Annotated in this window: 14 protein-coding genes and 6 pseudogenes; 12 read left to right on the top strand and 8 right to left on the bottom strand. The window is 58.5% G+C overall.

All coding sequences use genetic code 11. The features are described 5' to 3' along the window. The first annotated feature begins 281 nt into the window (after positions 1–281). Together AC1D2N_RS35285 and AC1D2N_RS35280 are read left to right on the top strand one after the other, a co-directional pair. Positions 282–419: a hypothetical protein gene (locus AC1D2N_RS35285; RefSeq protein ID WP_155256964.1), complete on the top strand. Its 138-nt coding sequence runs from the start codon at positions 282–284 to the stop codon at positions 417–419. A gap of 131 nt (positions 420–550) precedes the next feature. After that, positions 551–963, top strand: a pseudogene (locus AC1D2N_RS35280) (IS6 family transposase); the annotation flags it as partial. A gap of 123 nt (positions 964–1,086) precedes the next feature. Here the strand turns inward: AC1D2N_RS35280 and AC1D2N_RS35275 are convergent. After that, positions 1,087–1,196: pseudogene (locus AC1D2N_RS35275) on the bottom strand (DUF4105 domain-containing protein); the annotation flags it as partial. A gap of 166 nt (positions 1,197–1,362) precedes the next feature. Between AC1D2N_RS35275 and AC1D2N_RS35270 the strand changes: the two are divergent. The 4 genes and pseudogenes from AC1D2N_RS35270 (at position 1,363) to AC1D2N_RS35255 (ending at position 5,361) form a co-directional block, all read left to right on the top strand. Then, positions 1,363–2,547 (top strand): MFS transporter, encoded by a 1,185-nt coding sequence (locus AC1D2N_RS35270; RefSeq protein ID WP_018245188.1) that lies wholly within the window; start codon positions 1,363–1,365, stop codon positions 2,545–2,547. A 110-nt stretch (positions 2,548–2,657) separates the two neighbouring features. Beyond that, positions 2,658–2,860, top strand: a pseudogene (locus AC1D2N_RS35265) (IS66 family transposase zinc-finger binding domain-containing protein); the annotation flags it as partial. A gap of 384 nt (positions 2,861–3,244) precedes the next feature. Next, positions 3,245–3,853 (top strand): J domain-containing protein, encoded by a 609-nt coding sequence (locus tag AC1D2N_RS35260; RefSeq protein WP_018245189.1) that lies wholly within the window; start codon positions 3,245–3,247, stop codon positions 3,851–3,853. A 302-nt stretch (positions 3,854–4,155) separates the two neighbouring features. Beyond that, a complete protein-coding gene (locus AC1D2N_RS35255) occupies positions 4,156–5,361 on the top strand; it encodes an MFS transporter (RefSeq protein ID WP_477982941.1) in 1,206 nt (401 codons plus the stop codon). 109 nt (positions 5,362–5,470) lie between these two features. Here the strand turns inward: AC1D2N_RS35255 and ligD are convergent, their stop codons facing one another. Then, the gene (ligD, locus tag AC1D2N_RS35250) at positions 5,471–8,116 is read right to left on the bottom strand and encodes a DNA ligase D (RefSeq protein ID WP_026188653.1); all 2,646 of its coding nucleotides are present in this window, start codon (positions 8,114–8,116) and stop codon (positions 5,471–5,473) included. A 142-nt stretch (positions 8,117–8,258) separates the two neighbouring features. Continuing rightward, the gene (locus AC1D2N_RS35245; RefSeq protein WP_018245192.1) at positions 8,259–8,570 is read right to left on the bottom strand and encodes a DUF982 domain-containing protein; all 312 of its coding nucleotides are present in this window, start codon (positions 8,568–8,570) and stop codon (positions 8,259–8,261) included. A 444-nt stretch (positions 8,571–9,014) separates the two neighbouring features. Between AC1D2N_RS35245 and AC1D2N_RS35240 the strand changes: the two genes are divergently transcribed. From AC1D2N_RS35240 to AC1D2N_RS35230, 3 genes are all read left to right on the top strand, one after another. After that, the gene (locus AC1D2N_RS35240) at positions 9,015–9,500 is read left to right on the top strand and encodes an Hsp20 family protein (RefSeq protein ID WP_018245193.1); all 486 of its coding nucleotides are present in this window, start codon (positions 9,015–9,017) and stop codon (positions 9,498–9,500) included. Between the two features lie 58 nt (positions 9,501–9,558). Beyond that, positions 9,559–10,065, top strand: coding sequence for an Hsp20/alpha crystallin family protein (locus tag AC1D2N_RS35235; protein WP_018245194.1), 507 nt, complete (start codon positions 9,559–9,561; stop codon positions 10,063–10,065). 283 nt (positions 10,066–10,348) lie between these two features. Further along, the gene (locus tag AC1D2N_RS35230; RefSeq protein WP_018517405.1) at positions 10,349–11,170 is read left to right on the top strand and encodes a DUF1206 domain-containing protein; all 822 of its coding nucleotides are present in this window, start codon (positions 10,349–10,351) and stop codon (positions 11,168–11,170) included. Positions 11,171–11,172: 2 nt separating this feature from the next. On the opposite strand, the pseudogene lov reads toward AC1D2N_RS35230, so the two are convergent. After that, positions 11,173–12,229, bottom strand: a pseudogene (lov, locus tag AC1D2N_RS35225) (blue-light-activated histidine kinase). Positions 12,230–12,435: 206 nt separating this feature from the next. Between lov and AC1D2N_RS35220 the strand changes: the two are divergent. Next, positions 12,436–13,461 carry a sensor histidine kinase gene (locus tag AC1D2N_RS35220; protein ID WP_018245196.1) on the top strand — a complete coding sequence of 342 codons (1,026 nt, stop codon included), beginning with the start codon at positions 12,436–12,438 and terminating at the stop codon, positions 13,459–13,461. Between the two features lie 291 nt (positions 13,462–13,752). Here AC1D2N_RS35220 and AC1D2N_RS35215 read toward each other — a convergent pair. Further along, positions 13,753–13,956, bottom strand: a pseudogene (locus tag AC1D2N_RS35215) (integrase core domain-containing protein); the annotation flags it as partial. 115 nt (positions 13,957–14,071) lie between these two features. Further along, positions 14,072–15,082 (bottom strand): hypothetical protein, encoded by a 1,011-nt coding sequence (locus tag AC1D2N_RS35210; RefSeq protein ID WP_245268263.1) that lies wholly within the window; start codon positions 15,080–15,082, stop codon positions 14,072–14,074. 39 nt (positions 15,083–15,121) lie between these two features. Between AC1D2N_RS35210 and AC1D2N_RS35205 the strand changes: the two genes are divergently transcribed. Together AC1D2N_RS35205 and AC1D2N_RS35200 are read left to right on the top strand one after the other, a co-directional pair. Beyond that, the gene (locus AC1D2N_RS35205) at positions 15,122–15,448 is read left to right on the top strand and encodes a hypothetical protein (RefSeq protein ID WP_018245199.1); all 327 of its coding nucleotides are present in this window, start codon (positions 15,122–15,124) and stop codon (positions 15,446–15,448) included. A 94-nt stretch (positions 15,449–15,542) separates the two neighbouring features. Next, positions 15,543–15,818, top strand: a complete 276-nt coding sequence (locus AC1D2N_RS35200; RefSeq protein WP_018245200.1) for a hypothetical protein — start codon at positions 15,543–15,545, stop codon at positions 15,816–15,818. Between the two features lie 174 nt (positions 15,819–15,992). Here AC1D2N_RS35200 and AC1D2N_RS35195 read toward each other — a convergent pair whose 3' ends face one another. Further along, positions 15,993–16,916, bottom strand: a complete 924-nt coding sequence (locus AC1D2N_RS35195) for a hypothetical protein (protein ID WP_018245201.1) — start codon at positions 16,914–16,916, stop codon at positions 15,993–15,995. A gap of 238 nt (positions 16,917–17,154) precedes the next feature. Beyond that, positions 17,155–17,522, bottom strand: a pseudogene (locus AC1D2N_RS35190) (transposase domain-containing protein); the annotation flags it as partial. Between the last annotated feature and the right edge of the window lie 541 nt (positions 17,523–18,063).

Below are 18,063 nucleotides of genomic sequence, written 5' to 3'. Positions count from 1 at the left end.
GTTCGAGATCGGCGATGATCCTGGTGGTGATGCGGCTGTAGATATCGGATCGTTGATTGGATGGTTGCCTGCTCATGTCTGAACCTCCGTTTCGAGGTCGCGGCCATCGCGACCTGCTACGGCGGTCCGAAAGCCGGGCGGCAAGTGCTGCCTGCACCCGCAGGGCCGCAACGCAGTGGAGGACGGCAAAGCCGTTGCCGGCGGCGCGAGCCTGGCAGGACCAGAGCCGGGGCAGGACGCGATGACTGCAATCTTAGTAGGAGGTTTTGACGGAGGCGGAAGTGGCAGATCAGCGAGTCGGCATCATGTCGCTCATATCGCCGATGAACCGCAGCGCAGATCGCTTGCTGGCCGGCCGCGCCAATGACCGGGCGATATCGGCGATGTCATCGCGCGAGGCAGTCGGCATTAGCTGCTAGGAAGCCGCCGTGACCGGGGTCCGCGCCTGTGCCAGTGGTCTGGACTTTCATCTTAGCGACGAGGCATTCTGCGCACTGTTTTCGCCCGCGGCGGCCGGTCGGCTACCAGTCATTCAAGATCAAGGTCGGTCATCCCGCCCTCAGGCGAGGGGCCGATCGGAATCGTGGCCCGCGCTGTTTGGCTCTACTTCCGCTTCAATCTGAGCCTGCGCGATGTCGAGGAAATGATGCTCGATTGCGGGATCGTCGTTTCGCATGAGACCATTCGCCGATGGTGCCGAAAGAACGGCCATTATGGGCGCCGCACACGCCATAAGGCGTCGACTGAAGACGATGTCTGGTATCTCGATGAAGTCGTGGTGCGCGTCAATGGCCAGAAATGCTGTGGAGAGCGTTTGATCAGGATGGATATGTGCTCGATGAGATCGTGCGGTCGCGCCGCAACACCAAGGCGGCCAAGCGCCTGCTGGCGCGACGCCTGAAGAAGCAGGGCATGCTGCCAAAGCGTATGATCACCAACAAATTGCGCTCCTACGGGGCGGCCCTATGACCTTACGAAGTAAGCAACGCACTTAGCGTCGATGTTCCTCCCCTTGAACCAACGCGAACACACAGTCGCTATCGGGACCAGGGATCAATCACTTTCAACCCTGTGGCCGCGAGGGCCGTTTGCGTCGGAGACGTACTCGCGCAGAACAAGCCTCTCAGCCGCCGGCGAAGCCCTCAGGCGGTAGATCTGGACGTCCTCACCGCAAAATTGGAGCGGAGACCGATCACAACGGCACGCGGACCTCACCGCGGCTAGGCAAATCGCGCCGGTCTCTAATCACCTTCTCCGAGGCGTTCCGTGAGAAACAAGTTTCGATCTTTGGCCCTGTGAGATAGACATCACAAATCCAAAAGCGCGCGTTCGGCTTCGAGCGTCGATACCCGGAGTTGCATCATGAAAATCGCGCCGCAGCAGCGGATCTATGTCTGCTTTTTTCTCTTCGCCGTATCACTTGGGGCGCTGCTGTCGAGGATGCCGGATTTGCAGGTGGCGCTTGGCGTCGACAAGTCAGAGCTTGGGTTGACGTTGATAGGGGCTGCGATCGGCGCCTTGATTTCGTTGACATTGTCTTCGCCCTTGATCGCCCGGCTCGGCGCGCGGACGACGGCATTCATTACCGTTCTCGGCACGTCTGCGTTGCTGTCGCTGGTGCCGTGGATCGGTGCGGCTCCGGTCGTGTTCTGTGTGCTCTTCGTCGAGGGGCTGCTTGCCGGGGCGCTGGAGATCAATCTCAACGTCGAGATCGACCGCATTGAAGCGCAGCTGGGACGCGGCGTGATGAACAGGGCGCATGGTTTCTGGAGCCTCGGCTTCTTCGTCACGGCGCTTGTCTCTTCGGTGGTCCGCCAAGCCGGTATTTCGATGCAGCTCCATCTCGCCATGACCTTTGCCGCGGTGCTTGTGCTCGGCATGTGGGCGATTTCCGGCATGCGCAATGCGCCGGCGCGGATCGCGTTGAACGAAGGCAAGGTGCCGCTGGTAGCGCTTCCCACCTGGGGCCTCATGCCGCTCTGCGTAATCGGCATCGCGGCCTTTCTCGTCGAAGGTGCCGGGATCGACTGGTCGGCGATCTACATGCGCGACGTGTTTTCAGCCGAGCCCTTCATCGGCGGACTGGGATTGACACTCTTTACCTTTTGCATGGCGCTGGCGCGCCTGTTCGTCGATCCATTGGTCGATCGGTTTGGCGCGCGGGCCGTCGCCACGATGCTGCTTGTTCTTTCGGCGATCGGCATCTGCGCCGTCTGGGGCGCGCCGCATGCCTATGTCGCGCTGACGGGCTTTGCCCTGATGGGCGCAGGCTGCAGCGCGGTCTATCCTCTCGCCGTCTCGGCGGCGGCCCAGCGCACAGATCGCGCGGCCCATCTCAACGTCGCTGCCCTTGGCCAGATGACCTTCGTCGTCTTCTTCCTGGCGCCGCCGCTGCTCGGTTTCATTGCCGAACATGCGGGCATCAGGACATCCTATCTCGTCTGCCTTCCGTTGATCATCTACGCGCTCTTTTCGGTCAAGGTGCTTGCTACGCGCCGGGCTGCCTGCGACGTCAGCGTTGCGAGCGTTCGGAGGGTCAACGGGTGACGGATCGAGCTGCCGGTTTCGGCGGCTCGATTGGTTCAGCGAAAAGCATAGGCGAGCACGCCGTAGCGGCGTGCTCGGTGCTCCCTTGACATGTATACGTTTGATGTCCGTCCGAGCGGCTGGATGTCATCCCGGCGCAGTTCCGCGTGATCGTCACCCGTCGCCCCTATACGCCTGCCGTGTCTGGATCGATGGTGTTGTTCAGGCTCAGGCTCCTGCAGGATTGATCCAGGCTGGATTGCCGACGGAGACGACCATCGCACATGTCCTAGTGTCCAAGCACGCCGACCCGCTCTATCGGCGAGCCCAGATCAAGGGGCAGCCAAGGCATCGATCTCAACCTCTTGATTAGCAAGGTGCTGCCAAATGACCTGTATGGCATCGCCCAGCTACCACCGTGAAGATGTGGATCGCGCTCCGAACCTCGTCATGTCTCGAGCTGCTAGGCGCCAACTCAATGAGACTTCGCAGGTAGTGGAAAAGGGCGAAAATCGAGACGCTCATCGCGCTTCAGACATTGAGGGGGTTGGGACGAGGATGGAGTGCGCGAGGCAACTGAGCGCCGGTGACGGGCAAGGCGTAAAGAGCCGGAGCAGGAACCACCTGTCCCGACTATCGGCGCGCCTCCATCGTCATCTTTCTGAAATCTCGTGGATGGTTTGCTTGCCGCCTCGATGAGACCGCCATATAACGCGCGATGACGTTTGATTCGAAGATTTTCGTCGGCCTGAGGCCAACGAGCAAAAAATCGGCTCCGCTCCGCGAGCCTTACCAGTCGAAATGCCAGTGGGACGGTTGCGAAAGCGGCGGCACCAATCGTGCGCCCGTCGGGCGAGATGCGGAAGGATTATACCTGGTGTTCTGCGCGCAACATGCGAGGGAATACAATAAGGGATATAATTTCGCGAGCAATCTGTCTGATCCAGTGACCGCCCGCTATCAGAGGGAAGCAGCAAACGGCAGCCGTAAGACGTGGGGGACCCGCGTTGATCAGGCGACAGAGATGCCGCTTCCTTCGACCGTTCGCTCCGGTACGGCAAAAACCCTTAACGCTCGCAAGATTGCTGCTCAACATCAAACAACGAAAGCTGATCTTCAGCGACGTAAGCTCAAGGTATTGGAAGCAAAAGCCTTCGAAACGCTCGGCCTTTCGCAGGACGCGACGTCTGAGGAGATTAGACGACGCTACAAGCAGATGCTGAAGATGCACCATCCAGATGCTAACCGAGGAGATCGAAACTCCGAAGATGAACTCCGGGCGGCAATCGACGCCCATAAGATTCTCAAGTTGAACGGGTTCTGCTAGGCGGGAGGTCTCGTCGCGGCCAGATGGGAGGGCCTGCCGAAGCATGTTGCGACTGCCTTGATGGCCGCTCGAACATTAGCCTCTGCGATTTGCAAGCCAGGCTGGATGGCCGCCTTGCACCAGACGCGGTCACGACCATGCCCGGGCGCGCGCAAGACTATTGGCGCGCTCAATGCCGGGGCACCCGAAGCGCGGCAATATCGGCAACAGGCGTCGCAGACCCGACAGTCCACCGGCTGCCCATGCTAGATGATCATCGCGTCGAGCGGGGGGAACGCGGTTGCCAACAAAGGCCGATCATCATGACTAGCGTGCGAATCCCGAGTAACGTTCTCGTCGCCGTCATGATCGCCTGCGTCGGCACGTGTTACGGCTTCGGCCTCAGCCTGTTTCCCCAGATCATCCCCGACATGCGGAACGATCTTGCCTTCGACTATGCGTTCGTCGGCACTGTCACCGGCCTAGTCCAGTTTTCCACGGTGGCATTTGCCGTGCTCGGCACCTGGCTCGTCCATCGCATCGGTGCAGCGCGGACGGTGGTGGCGTCCGTGTCGCTCTGCGGGCTTTGCCTGTCGGGCATCCCCATCATCGACAATCTCTATGTTGTTGCCGGGCTGCTGATGGTCGCCGGCGCAACGGGCGCATCGACCTTCGTGCCGATGATTAATCTCGCCTCGCGGGTGGTGGGAGCTGAACAGCGCGGCTTTGCCATGAGCCTGATCTCCAGCGCGCCGGCCTTTGGCGTCCTCATCAACAGCGCACTCGTGGCCGCATACGCCGGAAGCGGCCACTGGCAGATGGTCTGGTACCTCACGGGCGCGGCCACGATTACACTGGCCATTGTCACCCACATTCTCTTCGGGCGGGCCGGCCTCTTCGACAGCGGGACAAGTCACGAAACGCGCGCGCCTACTGCCGGCAGTTCAGCAAGCCTGCGCTCCATCATGCCATGGGTGGCGCTGATCTTCGCGCTCGGCTTCATCAACGGCCTGATGCCATATCCCTATCTCACCTATCTCTCGCCGTTCCTGCGCGAGGAACTCGGCTATTCCGTCGGCTTTGCCTCATGGCTCTGGGCAACGATCGGGGCGGTGGGGATCAGCGCAGGCTTCGCCATTGGCACAATATCGTCGCGCCTCGGAGCGCGCCATGCCATGCTCGCTTGTTACTCAAGCTTCCTCGCCGCCGGCGCCCTCGTAGTCCTCGATCCCTCCATGGAACTCTCGCTCCTGTCAGGCATCTTCTTTTCGCTGGGTTTTTATCCGATCTATGGCCTGCTGCCGGCCTACGTCTCACATCGCGCCACGCCCCGCGTCGCGGTGACTGTCTTAGGCATCTGCACCGTGTTCCAAGGCATCGGCGGCACCACAGGGAACTTCTTTGGCGCCGTGATCAAGACATCGACCCAGAGTTTCAGCGGCATCTATCTCGCCGTTGCAGTTACGGCCGCCGTCGCGGCGGCGATGACGATTTTGCTGCCGAAGGACCAGAGTGTGCAGGCCGAGTAGCATCTGCCGATGCTGCCGCTGCCGGGCACAAGGGCTATTATATGTTAGCATCTTCGCCGCAATCGCCGCCTGATTTTTGCCGGTCAGGCCTTTTCGAAGAGCGGCGAGATCATACGGCAACTCGCCCCTTGCCGAGATGCTTGATCGCTTGTTCCAGTGGCCGCCGGCCATCGCAATAATCGTCCCAGGCCGATGATTTCGAGAGGATGGTCGGGACGGTGCGGATGGTGAAGCGCTTCGGGTCGAGATCCGATTTGACCTGTGTCCATGTCAACGGCATCGAGACGGTGGCACCCGGCCGGGCACGGGGCGACAAAGGTGCCACTGCCGTCGCCATCCGGTCATTGCGCAGATAATCGAGGAAGATCCGGCCATCCCTCAGGCTCTTGGTCATCTTGATCAGATAGAGATCGGGATTGTCACGCGCCATCTGCTGGCAGACGTCGTGGGCAAAACCCTTCGCTTGCGCCCACGAAAGCGGCTTGCGCTTGTTGATTGCGAGTGGCGTGACGACGTGCAGGCCCTTGCCACCAGTGGTCTTGCAAAAGCTGACCAGGCCCAACTCGTCGAGACGGTCCCGCATTTCGCGGGCTGCCGAAACGACCGCGGAGAATGGCACGTCCGGACCTGGATCAAGGTCGAAGACGAGCCGGCCCGGCACCTCAGGCTGATGCGGTTCACAATTCCAGGGATGCAGCTCGACGCCACCGATCTGCGCGACGGCAGCAAGGCCTTCGACGCGGTCGATCTGCAAATAAGGCTTTTTGTCGCCGAAGACCTTCACCAGTTCAAGCAGGTTGGAGGTGCCGGGCATCGCATGGCGCTGGAAAAACTGCTCGCCACCGATGCCGTCGGGCGTCCGGATGATGGAACATGGCCGTCCCTTGATGTGCTCGATCAGCCAGGAACCGACCATTTCGTAGTAACGGGCCAGTTCCTCCTTGGTGACAGGTTTGCCATCATTGGCATCAGGCCATAGCGGCTTGTCGGGGTTGGAAATCGTCACGCCCATGACCTCGGCCTTGGCGCCCTTTCGCCGGACCGGCATGGCCTTCGTCTCCGCCACCGGCTGCGGCACGTCTGTCTGCGCGGGTTTCGCCGGCCGTTCGGCCTTGACCTCCTTGGCCGGCTTGTCCGTGCGCAGCCCTTTGAAGGCCGCCTGCCGGACAATACCGTCGGCCGTCCAGCCTGCGAATTCGATTTCCGCCACGAGCTCGGGCTTCAGCCACGTGACCTCGGCCTCCTTCTTCGGCGCGCCGATGCCGGTGAAGGGCGATTTCGCCGTCTCGAGCGCTTTCAACTTCGGAAGCAGCGTTTCCACTTTCTTTGCGCCATATCCCGTGCCGACGCGGCCGACATAGACGAAGTGGTCGCCGTGATAGACGCCGACCAGCAGGGATCGGAATTTCCCGTTGGTCTTGGCATAGGCGCCGATCACCACCTCGTGGCCGGCGCGGCATTTCGACTTCGCCCAGTTTTCGGTGCGGCCGGATTGATAGGGTGCATCGGCCTCTTTCGAGACGATGCCTTCCAGTGAGAGCTTGCAGGCAGACCGGAGAACTGCATCACCGCCCGTTTCGAAATGCTCGACGAAACGGATGCGCGGATCGCTGCCGGCGTCGGACAGAAGCCTTTGAAGCCGCGCCTTGCGCTCGACGAGCGGTAGAGATCGCACGTCCTCGCCACCCTCATAGAGAAGGTCGAATGCGAAATAGACGAGTTCGCCGGTCTTGCCTTCCGAAAGGGCCGCCTGCAGGGCCGCGAAATCAGGAACGCCATTATCGTCGAGGGCGCAGATCTCGCCGTCGATGATCGCATCGGGCAGTGTCGATGCCGCCTCGGCGATCTCGGGATATTTTGTCGTCCAGTCGAGCCCTTTCCTGGTCTTCAGCGTCGCCTCCCCGTCCAGTACGCGCATCTGGATACGGTAGCCGTCGAACTTGATCTCGTGAATCCAGCCGGTGCCGGCGGGCGGACGCTCCAGGGTCTGGCAGAGCTGTGGCGCAATGAAATCCGGTAGATCAACCTTTGTGGCCGTTTTCGCCTTCCGATCAGCTCCAGTGTCTTCTTTTCGCTCTTCGGCAGCCAGTCCGTGATTGCTGTCCCAGACGGCATCGGCTTGAACGTCGCCGCCCTCGACCATGAAGGGCTTGGGCTTTCGTCCCTTGCCGGCGGCAATCATTTCCATGGTACGGCCAGAGGCAACTGATGTCTGGTTTTCCTCAAGTGTGGCCGCGCCGTTTTCCTCGACCGAGAATTCGTCGTGGTGCTTGATCAGCAGCCAGTTTGTCCGGCTGCCACGGTCGCGGTCGTTGCGCATGCGCACCAGCACGAAGCTGCCATGCAGGCGTTTGCCTTCCAGCGTGAATTTGAAATCGCCTTTCGCCAGCGCCTGCTCCGGGCTCTTCTTTCCTTCCGGCTCCCAATAACCGCGATCCCAGAGCATGACAGTGCCGCCGCCATACTGGCCTTTCGGAATGGTGCCTTCGAAATCACCGTAGTCCAGCGGGTGATCTTCCACTTCGACGGCCAGCCGCTTGTCGTGCGGATCGAGGGACGGGCCTTTGGTGACAGCCCAAGACTTGAAGACGCCGTCGAGTTCGAGGCGCAAATCGTAATGCAGTCGGGTCGCGTCGTGCTTCTGGATGACGAAACGACGACGGTTGCTGCGCGCGAGGCGCTTTTCGCCGCTCGGTTCGGCCGTTTTTTGAAAGTCGCGCTTCGATCGATAGGTCGACAGTTTATCGCTGGCCATGGTCGTTCCCGAAACAGTCCCGACAGCGAAATGCCGGCTGGCACTCAGAAGTTCCATCACGGCGTTCGTCCAGCCAAATAACGGGAAAAGCGGCGCTTATGCTAGACCTCGCCTCATCGGAGGCGAGGTCATCGATTCTCCTTTAATTGGCAACGAGACGCGCTGGCCGAGCCGGATGCGTGGTCGGCTTTCTCTTCCACGGGGCCAGAACGGATGGCATGCCCGCTTCGAGGCAAGCCGCCACGAAGGCTTCGCGCGCGACGATGCTGGGAATGCTGCCGTTGAGGACGCCACGACACGTTTTCACTGCGCGTTGATGGCGCTCACCATGACGCAGCGGCCATTCGTTCTCGAGAAAATCCAAGGCGTCGTATGCGCCTGCGAAGGTGCGCTCCAAACCGCACTGCAGCCGGATTCTCACCGGCTGGGTCCATAGAACATCGTTCAGCGGCATCTTTTCCTCCTTTCATGCCACCAATGGTCCTGATGAAAATGATATTGTGGGGGGTAGCCGATCGTTCAAGGCCCGTCAGACAAATCCCCTTGGTGATCAACGGGCCGTTCACCATTGCGCCTGCGATTGCCCGGCGGGGACATGCGTGAAAAGTCGATGGGCATCACACGGTCAAGAACGGCGCGCCTGTTGGCGTGACTATGAGAGCGCCTTTTCAACAATCGGCCTTAGAAAATGCCGTTCAGAAAACGGCAGCTCATCAATGGTACACCCAATTTTAGCACTCTAGTGTCCAGAGTGCCAATTTTTGTCTGGGGTGCTCTTGAACCCTGAAAACTCCGCAACCAAATCAGTTTCGTCAGCCGCCACTAACGGGGCTGAATTGGTGGAGACGCAAGTTTCCAATGCGTCTTCATTCCATGTTGCTTTACGGAGGATATGGCTATGAGAAACGAATTCGACTTCGCCCCCCTTTACCGGTCCAGCATCGGCTTTGACCGCGTTTTCAACCTCCTCAACAATGCGCAGCGGGTTCAACCTGTCGACACTTGGCCGCCTTACAATATTGTCAAGGCGGGCGATGACGACTACCGCATCGTCATTGCTGTCGCGGGTTTCGGCGAGGAGGACCTTTCGATCACGCATGAGCGAAACGTGCTCATTATTGCTGGTGAGAAAGCCGATAAGGAGGACGCGCAATATCTGCATCACGGCATCGCGGGCCGGTCGTTCGAGCGGCGCTTCGAGCTCGCCGACCATGTCAAGGTGTCTGGGGCAAGCCTGAAAAACGGTCTTCTGTCGGTCGAGTTGAAACTGGAGATCCCCGAAGAGATGAAGCCGCGGCGCATTCCCATCGGCGCCAGCGAAGCCCAGCAGGTTGAAAAGCAGACTGCACCGCTTCAGATCGAAGGCGGAAAGCAGGTTGCATAATCGAACTAGATGACGGCCGGCGCCGGACTTGCCGGCGCGGCCAGACATGGAGGTACAGATGAGTGTTCGTGATCTAATTTCGCGGGGCCGCGGCAAGAGTACGGTTCCGACCGACTATGCAGGCAGAGATCATAATCCGTTCTTGGCGCTTCATCGCGAGATGAACAGGCTGTTTGATGATGTCTTCCGTGGCTTCGAGCATCGGTTCCCGGCCAGCGGTTCTGGCTTCATGTTTGAAAGCTCCTGGCCGAAGATCGACGTCTCGGAAACCGAGAAGGAAATCCGCGTCACCGCTGATATTCCTGGCATGGACGAGAAAGACGTTGAAGTCTTGCTCGACAACGGCGTCTTGACCATCCGGGGTGAAAAGCTTGGCGAAAACGACGACAAAGACCGGCAGTTCTCCGAGCGGTTCTATGGCCGCTTCGAACGCCGTCTTTCCTTAAACAGCGAGGTAGAGGAAGACAGAATCTCGGCCTCCTTCAGGAATGGCGTTTTGACTGTCACTCTGCCCCGCTCGGGGTCGGAACAATCGACTGCTAAGCGCATCACGATCAATAGCTAAAAGAGAGATGTGTTTGGGGTGATGCGCGTTGTTTGGCAGCAGTGGCATGCGATTGTCAGGCCCTGCTGCCAATCTCGCTGTATTGGCAGCGAGGTTGCCACATGATGGCAACGCTTCGGTATTGTCGCATTCAAATGGTCGCCGACAACAACCAGCCCACCTGTGGCGTTCCGTCACCAGGATATGGCCCCGCCGTTCTGTGGCTGCATCGTTGCCGGTCTCCAGCAAACTTTCAGCGAGTTGGCGCGTTGAATATGGCGCGCTGAAACCGACGGGACCGCTGATGACCAAGGGAAATCGATTTGATGTGCTCGCCAAAGGCGGCTATGCGGCGCGCGGCGTTGTCTTTCTCCTTGTGGCCGGGCTTGCTCTCTTCTCCGGCGTGGCCGGTGGCCGGCCCGAAACGAAATCCGCGCTTTCAGCACTCCTTGGACAGCCGCTCGGTCGCGTATGGGTCGGATTGATCGGGCTCGGCCTTCTAGGATTTGTTGCCTGGAGGTTGGCGCAGTCCCTGGCAGACAGCGACGGCCACGGTAGGGACGGGAAGGCATTGGCGATCCGATCCGCGCTCTTTGGCAGCGCCATCACCTATCTCGGGCTTGCCGCATATGCGCTCGGGAACGCCTTTTTCCTGGGAGGAGGTAGCGAAGCTTCTGGTGAGAAGGATCTGGCAGGATGGATCATGTCGCAGCCGTTTGGATCCTACTTTGCGATCGCGGTCGGCGCCGGCTTCATCATCGGCGGCGTCGTGACGGCCGTGAAGGGCATCACCAGGAAGTTCGAGCGCCACCTTCAGATACCTGATCACAAGGGTATCGTGACGTTGGTATGCATCTATGGCCTTGTCGCCCGCGGCGTGGTGTTTGCGGCTACCGGAGTACTTTTCGCCTATGCAGGTTTCAGGGTGGATCCTGGACAAGCCGGTAGCATGGGCGACGCCCTGGAATGGCTGCGCCAGCTTCCGCTAGGATCCTTTCTGTATGTCGCGGTCGCCGTTGGATTGGCGGCTTTCGGACTCTATAATCTTGTCGAGGCACGGTACCGCATCGTTAGGAGCCCATCGTTGGCGGACGCTAAGCGTTCGATCCCGATGGCAGGTTCTTGACATCAGTGTTCCGGTGCCAAGGTGCCGTCATAGGTCGAGCCTGCCGATGGGATCTCAATGTCTATAAGCAGCCCATCCTCCGACCAAGTTTTCTCAATTCGCCCTTTAAGCTGCCTTTCGACCATTGCGCCGACAATCACCGTGCCAAAACCTCGTTTGGCGAATGTAGGCAGAGGGCGCGAGCCCACCTCCTGCCACCGGATATTAAAGCCTGCTCCGGACGGTTTGGGCTTCCAACTGATTGAAAGTCTGCCTCGCGCAGCGGCGAGCGCACCGTGCTGGGCTGCGTTGACAGCGAGTTCATGGAACACGAGCGCAAGGGGCTGGACGACCGGCCCATCCATTCTGATATCCGGCCCGGCAAAAAAAGCGCGGGTGGCCGCGAACGGCGTCACCTGTTGACGAATAAGCTCCTCAACAGAAATGCTTGTCCATCTTCGTTCAGCAAGCAAGGTATGGGCACGGGCGAGCGCCTGCACCCGATGCTGAATAGCGGCGGCATAAAGGGCCGGGTCATCGGCGTTGCTCAGGCGGACGATGCTGTCGACGATCGCCAGGACGTTGTTGGATCGGTGGTCGACTTCCATCAGCAGGCGATGCTCGGAGGCCTCCAGTGCCTCGATCCGCCGGTACTCCGTCATGTCGATTTGAGAGCCAAAGAAATACAGGATCCTTCCGTCATCCCCATGGACGGGACTTAGATGCAAGCGTCCAGAACTGCTCACCGCTCTTCTTATAATTGAGGATCTCGACGCTGACCTCACGCTCGCCGGCGATAGCCGCACGAATTTCGGCGACGGCAATCGGAGACGTCGCGGGACCCTGCAGGAAACGACAGTTGCGCCCCAGCACTTCAGGCGCCGCATAACCTGTCAGTTCGAGGAATGCCTTGTTTGCGAGCACGATCGGAAGATCCGGCTTTCGCCCATCGGTGACGACCATCGGCATCCGGGTGCGTTCAAATGCGATCGCTGCCAACTCCTTCCGATCGGCGGAAGCTGCTTTTGAAGATGCGGAAGGCAAATCCCCGTGGAGTTGTTCTCTCGAATGGCCTGTCATGCTTCCACGCTCACTAAGACGTCGCTTGATAACGTGGCTCGCGTATCTTTGTTTCCGAGAAGGTTGTGTGGCTTTAGCGATCGCTCCTCCGGGACTTGCCCGACAACGTGTCACGGCTGCGGCCTTTGCCAACGCGACGGCGTCCGGTATAAAATCAGGATGAGGCCTTTCAGCCTTGCAGGCCTTGAAAGGTTCGCGCGTATAATATGATCATGAAACCCTTTTCCAGTTCCAGCCGCTCCCGAGAGCGCTTTCTCGAAGCCATTCTGCAGAGCGCGATCGAGTATGCGATCATCTCCATGGATCTCGATGGCCTGGTGACTACGTGGAATGAGGGTGCGCGACGGATCCTCGGATGGGACGAGGCTGAGATTATCGGCAAGCCCGCAGCCGTCATTTTCACGCAGGAAGACCTGCAGGCGGGGATTCTCCAACGGGAGATGACCGCCGCTTTAGCGGAAGGCCATGGCAACGATGAACGCTGGCACGTTCGCAAGGACGGATCGTTGTTCTGGGCGTCGGGTCAGATGATGGCGCTGACGTCGGATGATGGCGAAGTCGAGGGCTTTGTGAAGATTCTGAGAGATCGCACCGAGCAGAGAGAAAACGAGGAGCGACAGCGCGTCCTGATGCACGAACTCTCTCACCGCATGAAAAACACGCTGGCCGTCGTTCAGGCTATCACCAGTCAATCCTTTCGAAACGCCAGCTCTCTGGAGGAAGCGGAACAATCGATCTCTGCGCGGATCAATGCTTACTCGAAAGCACACGATATTTTGCTGCAGCAAAATTGGTTGGGCACGACCATGGGAACGATTGTCGAGGCTACCGCGATTAATCTCGGACTTCAGACGTCAGGACGTTTCAAAGCAAGCGGTCCCGACGTTGAATTGAGTCCACAGGCGGCCCTTTGTTTCTCCCTCGTGCTGCACGAACTCGTCACCAACGCCAATAAGTATGGTGCGCTTTCGGAGGATACAGGGACTGTTGCAATCGAGTGGTCGGTAGGCGACAAGGCGGGCGCCCCGAGCCTGAACTTCACTTGGCAGGAGGTTGGAGGTCCGGCGGTGGAAACTCCAACCAAGAAGGGGTTCGGCACGCGGCTCGTCAGCTCCAGCCTGTCCGCTTTCGGGGAGGTCTCTCTTGATTACGCCCCGACCGGGCTCATCCTGAGGCTGGATGCGCCACTTCAGAAGCTGCAATATAAGAACTGTTCCGACGCCGAGGAATAGTTTGATTGCGACGCTAGGATGGCCGGCGCTCGAGAAATCAAAGACATCGATGATGTCATCGCGAGACGTTTGGATCTTCCTTGTTCCAGGCAACAGCGAACCCGATCCAAAGTAAGCGCTGTCCTGATCCCACGTAAGCCCACGGTGAGGGCCGTCTTGTGAGGTAACGCCGAACTCGGAAGTCCTAGTGACCTGCCACTGAACTTTCATCCGGCGGCGAGTAGAGCCCCGGCGGTTTTTGAACCGCCCCAGGATTCTGGACCACCGGAGACTGGAGTTTTCCGGCTTCATTCAAGGAGGTGGGCTGGTTGCGCCTCCCGGATTCATTAGTAAGTCTGGCACCTTATTGCCGATGGCACCATGTGGCCGAACCTCATTGTAGTCTCTGCGCCAATCCTCCATCTTTTCGCGGGCATCCGCAAGGGTCAGGAACCAATGCTGGTTCAGACATTCGGCTCGGAAGCGGCCGTTGAATGCTTCGATGAAGGCATTGTCCCCAGCACGGCAGAGGTGCTGTGAGAAAACCGGGGCAGTCACTCATTCACCAGTCGTCGCCGGGGCAAGCATAACTGCCGCTTCTCAGAGATTTTGCGGGACACACGTCTGTGTGTCACAATGGCTGGTACGCGACCTCGATAACCCGTTGTGCTTGCTCAACCAACGAATCAACCAGACTTTCGCCGTCGGCATTGAGCGGAACATCGAGATGTATCCAGATGTGGCCACCGCACTCAGTTAATCGCTGCGCGAAGCCAGACGCGACAAGACGTTCGCGGATAACCGAGAACTTGGGCGTAAGACGGTGGAAACGCAGCCAGATAGGCGTCGTGTACCCCGGAAAAGGATCGCGGACCCCCACGCTGAAGCAGGGCTCGTCTGCGCCAAGCGGTAGGCAGACATATCGACGCTGGTAGTCGTCGGGACCGTCCTTGCCCATTGGGAGGACTCGGCTCTGCTGCGCCAAGCGGCGGGTAACGCGATCCACAAGATTGACGAATACCTCTTTCCGCTCGCGCCAAGCGAACAGTTCAGAGACACTCCTCAGTGGCTCGATGTCGTAGCCCTGAAGGACCCTGTACATGGCCCGAAATTGGGCAAGGTCACCACGGAACGGTTCGGAGCGAACATCTTTCAGGGCGACCAAGACCCCTTCCCAATCGATCACCGCAACCGAAAAGTCGGACGTTGCACCCCGCTGCCAAGGACCATCCTCGGTAGGAGCGGACACACACGGCACCGATGCTTTCATCGCAGCAACCCGATAATGAGGTACCAGCACCAGCAACATTCCACTATCAGAGCTTTCTTGAAGGTCGCCAAGGTACGAACTGAGTTGGCCCTCGCCAAACGCCGCGCCCAATTTCGCCTCTATCTTGACCACGAGCTTTCCGTCAGCCGTGCAGCCCTCCAAGTCGGGGCGGGCACCGTCTTTCTGTCGAGCCTCGGCTCGCCAAGTCAAGTCGGCGTTGATAGTTCTGCCCACCATCTTGGAGATATGGTCCCCAAAGCTCTTGCGTGCATCCGAATTCTGAAGAAGGTAGGCAAGCCCCTGCGTGCACAGCAACTCTCCCTGTTTGGAGAGCGAGCTGAATTGGGCGAGGTGGCTCATGAGTAGTCGCATGATTAGCCTCTTGAACTTCAGGAGCAAAGACGAGACCTAATGGATAGCATTGATGACTTCAAGAAGTTCATCGGCACGCGCCACTGGCGTTACGCGAAAACCATGCCGCAGTGGCCGCACGAATACTCGGTACGGCAATTCGACGATCCGCCGGAGGACCAGGCCCTGTTTGAGGAAGCCGTCTCATTCATCCGTACCCAGGGCGAACGAAGGTGGTTTGAGCCAACTAGTAGAAGCTCTGTCTACCTTGACATCGACGGCCGACAGTATTGGACCATGGGCGCTCCGGTTGAGGAAACAACCATCATAAACCGTGCGTGGCTGGATTGGAGAGAGCGCCTTGTTCGGCGCGAGTCAGGTTTGTGACCTCCTGATTCGACTTTTACAAGATAGCAGCAGCCTCGAAGACCCGACACTCGGCTATTTGTAATCATCACATACTAAATCAGGGAGATCATGCATGGAACACTCGGAGTTTCAGATCGGTCTGGAGTTCTGGTGCGGGAAGAGGCGGTGGCGGTGTACCGACGTCGGAACGCGCACAGTTGTCGCGATTCGCGTCCATCCGGTTGAGATGACGACCGTCCAGGCTGGTGGCACGAAAGAGCACGAAACGCCTACTTATGAGCAGGCAGATGCGATGGGCTGGTTTGATGGCCCCCCGTTTGGAGTGGCCGAGGTGGTTTTCGACGAAGACGATCTCGAAGTCTGCTCGCTTGAGAGGAAGGACCTATGAACCAGGCTCAGAGCCAGATCGATAGGTTGCTGCCGTGGAATTATTGAGGCCGAGTAAATCTCCGCAGGGCTATCCCCTCATCCTAAAGCACTCGGCACTACAAAACGCAGCTCGGTCAACGTGTAAGCGGGACACCGCTTACGAAATCAGTGCTCACGTTATCAATGCAAAACCTCATTTGAACCGAAGTCTTTTGACTAACTGTGCCCACCTCATTCGAAGGGAATTTGGCTCAAGTTCGGACCGGGTTGCCAGCATGAAATCAGGCAACGGTACGTTTGGCATGTTGTCATAGGCTTTAAGGATGGTCTCCAGTGGCGTCAGGGTCTGGTCGCGGTCCCAATAGACGATCTTCAACCATGTGGCCGCACGCTCATATTGGCCGACTCCCAACCATGTTTCCTCGAGATTGGCCCGCAACATTCGCTGCCCGGCCTCCAACAGGTCATTGTCGCCAAATCGCGCCCGCCCTAATTTTTTCAGACAGAGCGCATAGGCAAACGCCCGTGGCTTTAACGTTGTTTTGAGTGATGGGTTTTTCGGCTTTAGATGTCGCTCATATTCTTCGACTGCGGTGTCGTATTGACCAGCCTGGAGGCTGAACGCCATGAAATCGTCGAGAGTTCCGTCGACGAGCAGTCTCCGTGAACTATACGGCAGGCCCTTGATTTCCTGAGGAACGAAACGTTGGAGCTTGTAGTCAAACTTGTCGACACCGAGTACTTTGGTAAAGCCGGTTCGCATGTATTCAATCTCTGCATCCTGAGCGGTTTTCCACGATGCTTCGTCGTTTCCTTTACCGTGCATCCAGTGGCCAAGGGCCTTGGCCCAGTGCAAAGTCCTGCGGTGGGAACAGGGAAAAGGACCAAACCTTTCCTCTTCTTTTCCCTCGATGGCCTTGTCCAACCATTGGAGCGCACGTGGAAGAACGGGTGTTATTTCCTTGTCATGACGCACCAGCCAGGCAGAGATAACATCGTTGATCTCATGCACCGCAACATTCCCCATCGGCATCGCGGGATCGTATTCGGCACGAAGTGCGCGGGCGATAGTGCCGCCCATCACCTCCCGCGTTCGAATGGGATTGAATTTTTTCAAAGCTGTCTCCGCTTATTGGGAATGGTTCGAAACCTTCGCTGGCACCGAGTTCTTGGGGTAAGCGGTGCCCTGCTCCCATACTGACGAGTTTTCTCGCTTGATGTCGAGGAGTGGAGCCGCGACGACGACGGCTCTTCGCCGTGCGCACGAGGCCAACAAACCTTGACGAGTTAAAGCACTCAACGGCAACCTCGCACGGTACTTGAGACATCCATAGACGCCGGTCGTTTTTGGCGGGTTAAAACGACGGATCAAATGTCGGGAGAAGTCCGCAATGTGCCGGATAGAAGGCTTTGAATGCATATTGCCGTGCCAGGTTATTCCACGGCAGGAGTTCCTTTATTCGGCTCTGCTTGTGGCCGTTAGCTATGGCGTTGAGAGTGGCGGTGAGACAGGCGAACGGATCGACACCGTTGAGCTTACTCGTCTCGATGAGGGAGGCGATGATCGCCCAGTTCTCCGCTCCAGCATCGTGTCCGGCGAAGAGAGCATTCTTACGATTAAGCGCTATCGGCCGGATGGTTCTCTCGACGGTGTTGTAATCGATCTCGATGGACCGTCGGTCAGGAAAACACAAAGACCATCCCAGTATTTGGCGACATAAGCCGTGGGATGAGAACATCGGTTACGATCCAAAAGTCGGTTCACGACGGTCTGGCAGTTGCTAAGGTTTGTCGACAGGCTCATCGTTTGGGTTGGGCACCGGTGCCTCCCTTGTATCTCGAGCCGGGTGTTTGTGATCGTCAGGCTCCGGTGGCACTTCTTTACGGTCAGGGTGATTGACCGGCTGGTCTTTAGGATTGCCCCCTTTGTCATTATTCTTTTTGGACATGGCCAGTACCTCCATTCAACAGTACGAACAGACTTGCGAGATCGAAAGTTCCAAGACAGCCAGACTGCCGTGGTCAGAGCATATGGTCCATCTGCAGCACAGCCACCGGCCATTCGCCAGGATGACGCTTGATGAACGCCTAAGGCCAAGGGGATGCAGGCGGATCAGCGCCAATGCGTGACGTAAGCGCCGGCGGCAAACGACGGCGCTTACCGCAGATGCGTAGTGTGGAACCGGAGTTCTGTTCAGGTGTTCCTCTCGATCAGCAGGGAGCTTCCCATGACCTACATCGCATCACCAAGCTACGACCGTATA

This window comes from Rhizobium sp. P1_B8 (genome assembly GCF_056406515.1).
This window is presented reverse-complemented; position numbering and strand designations above follow the sequence as displayed.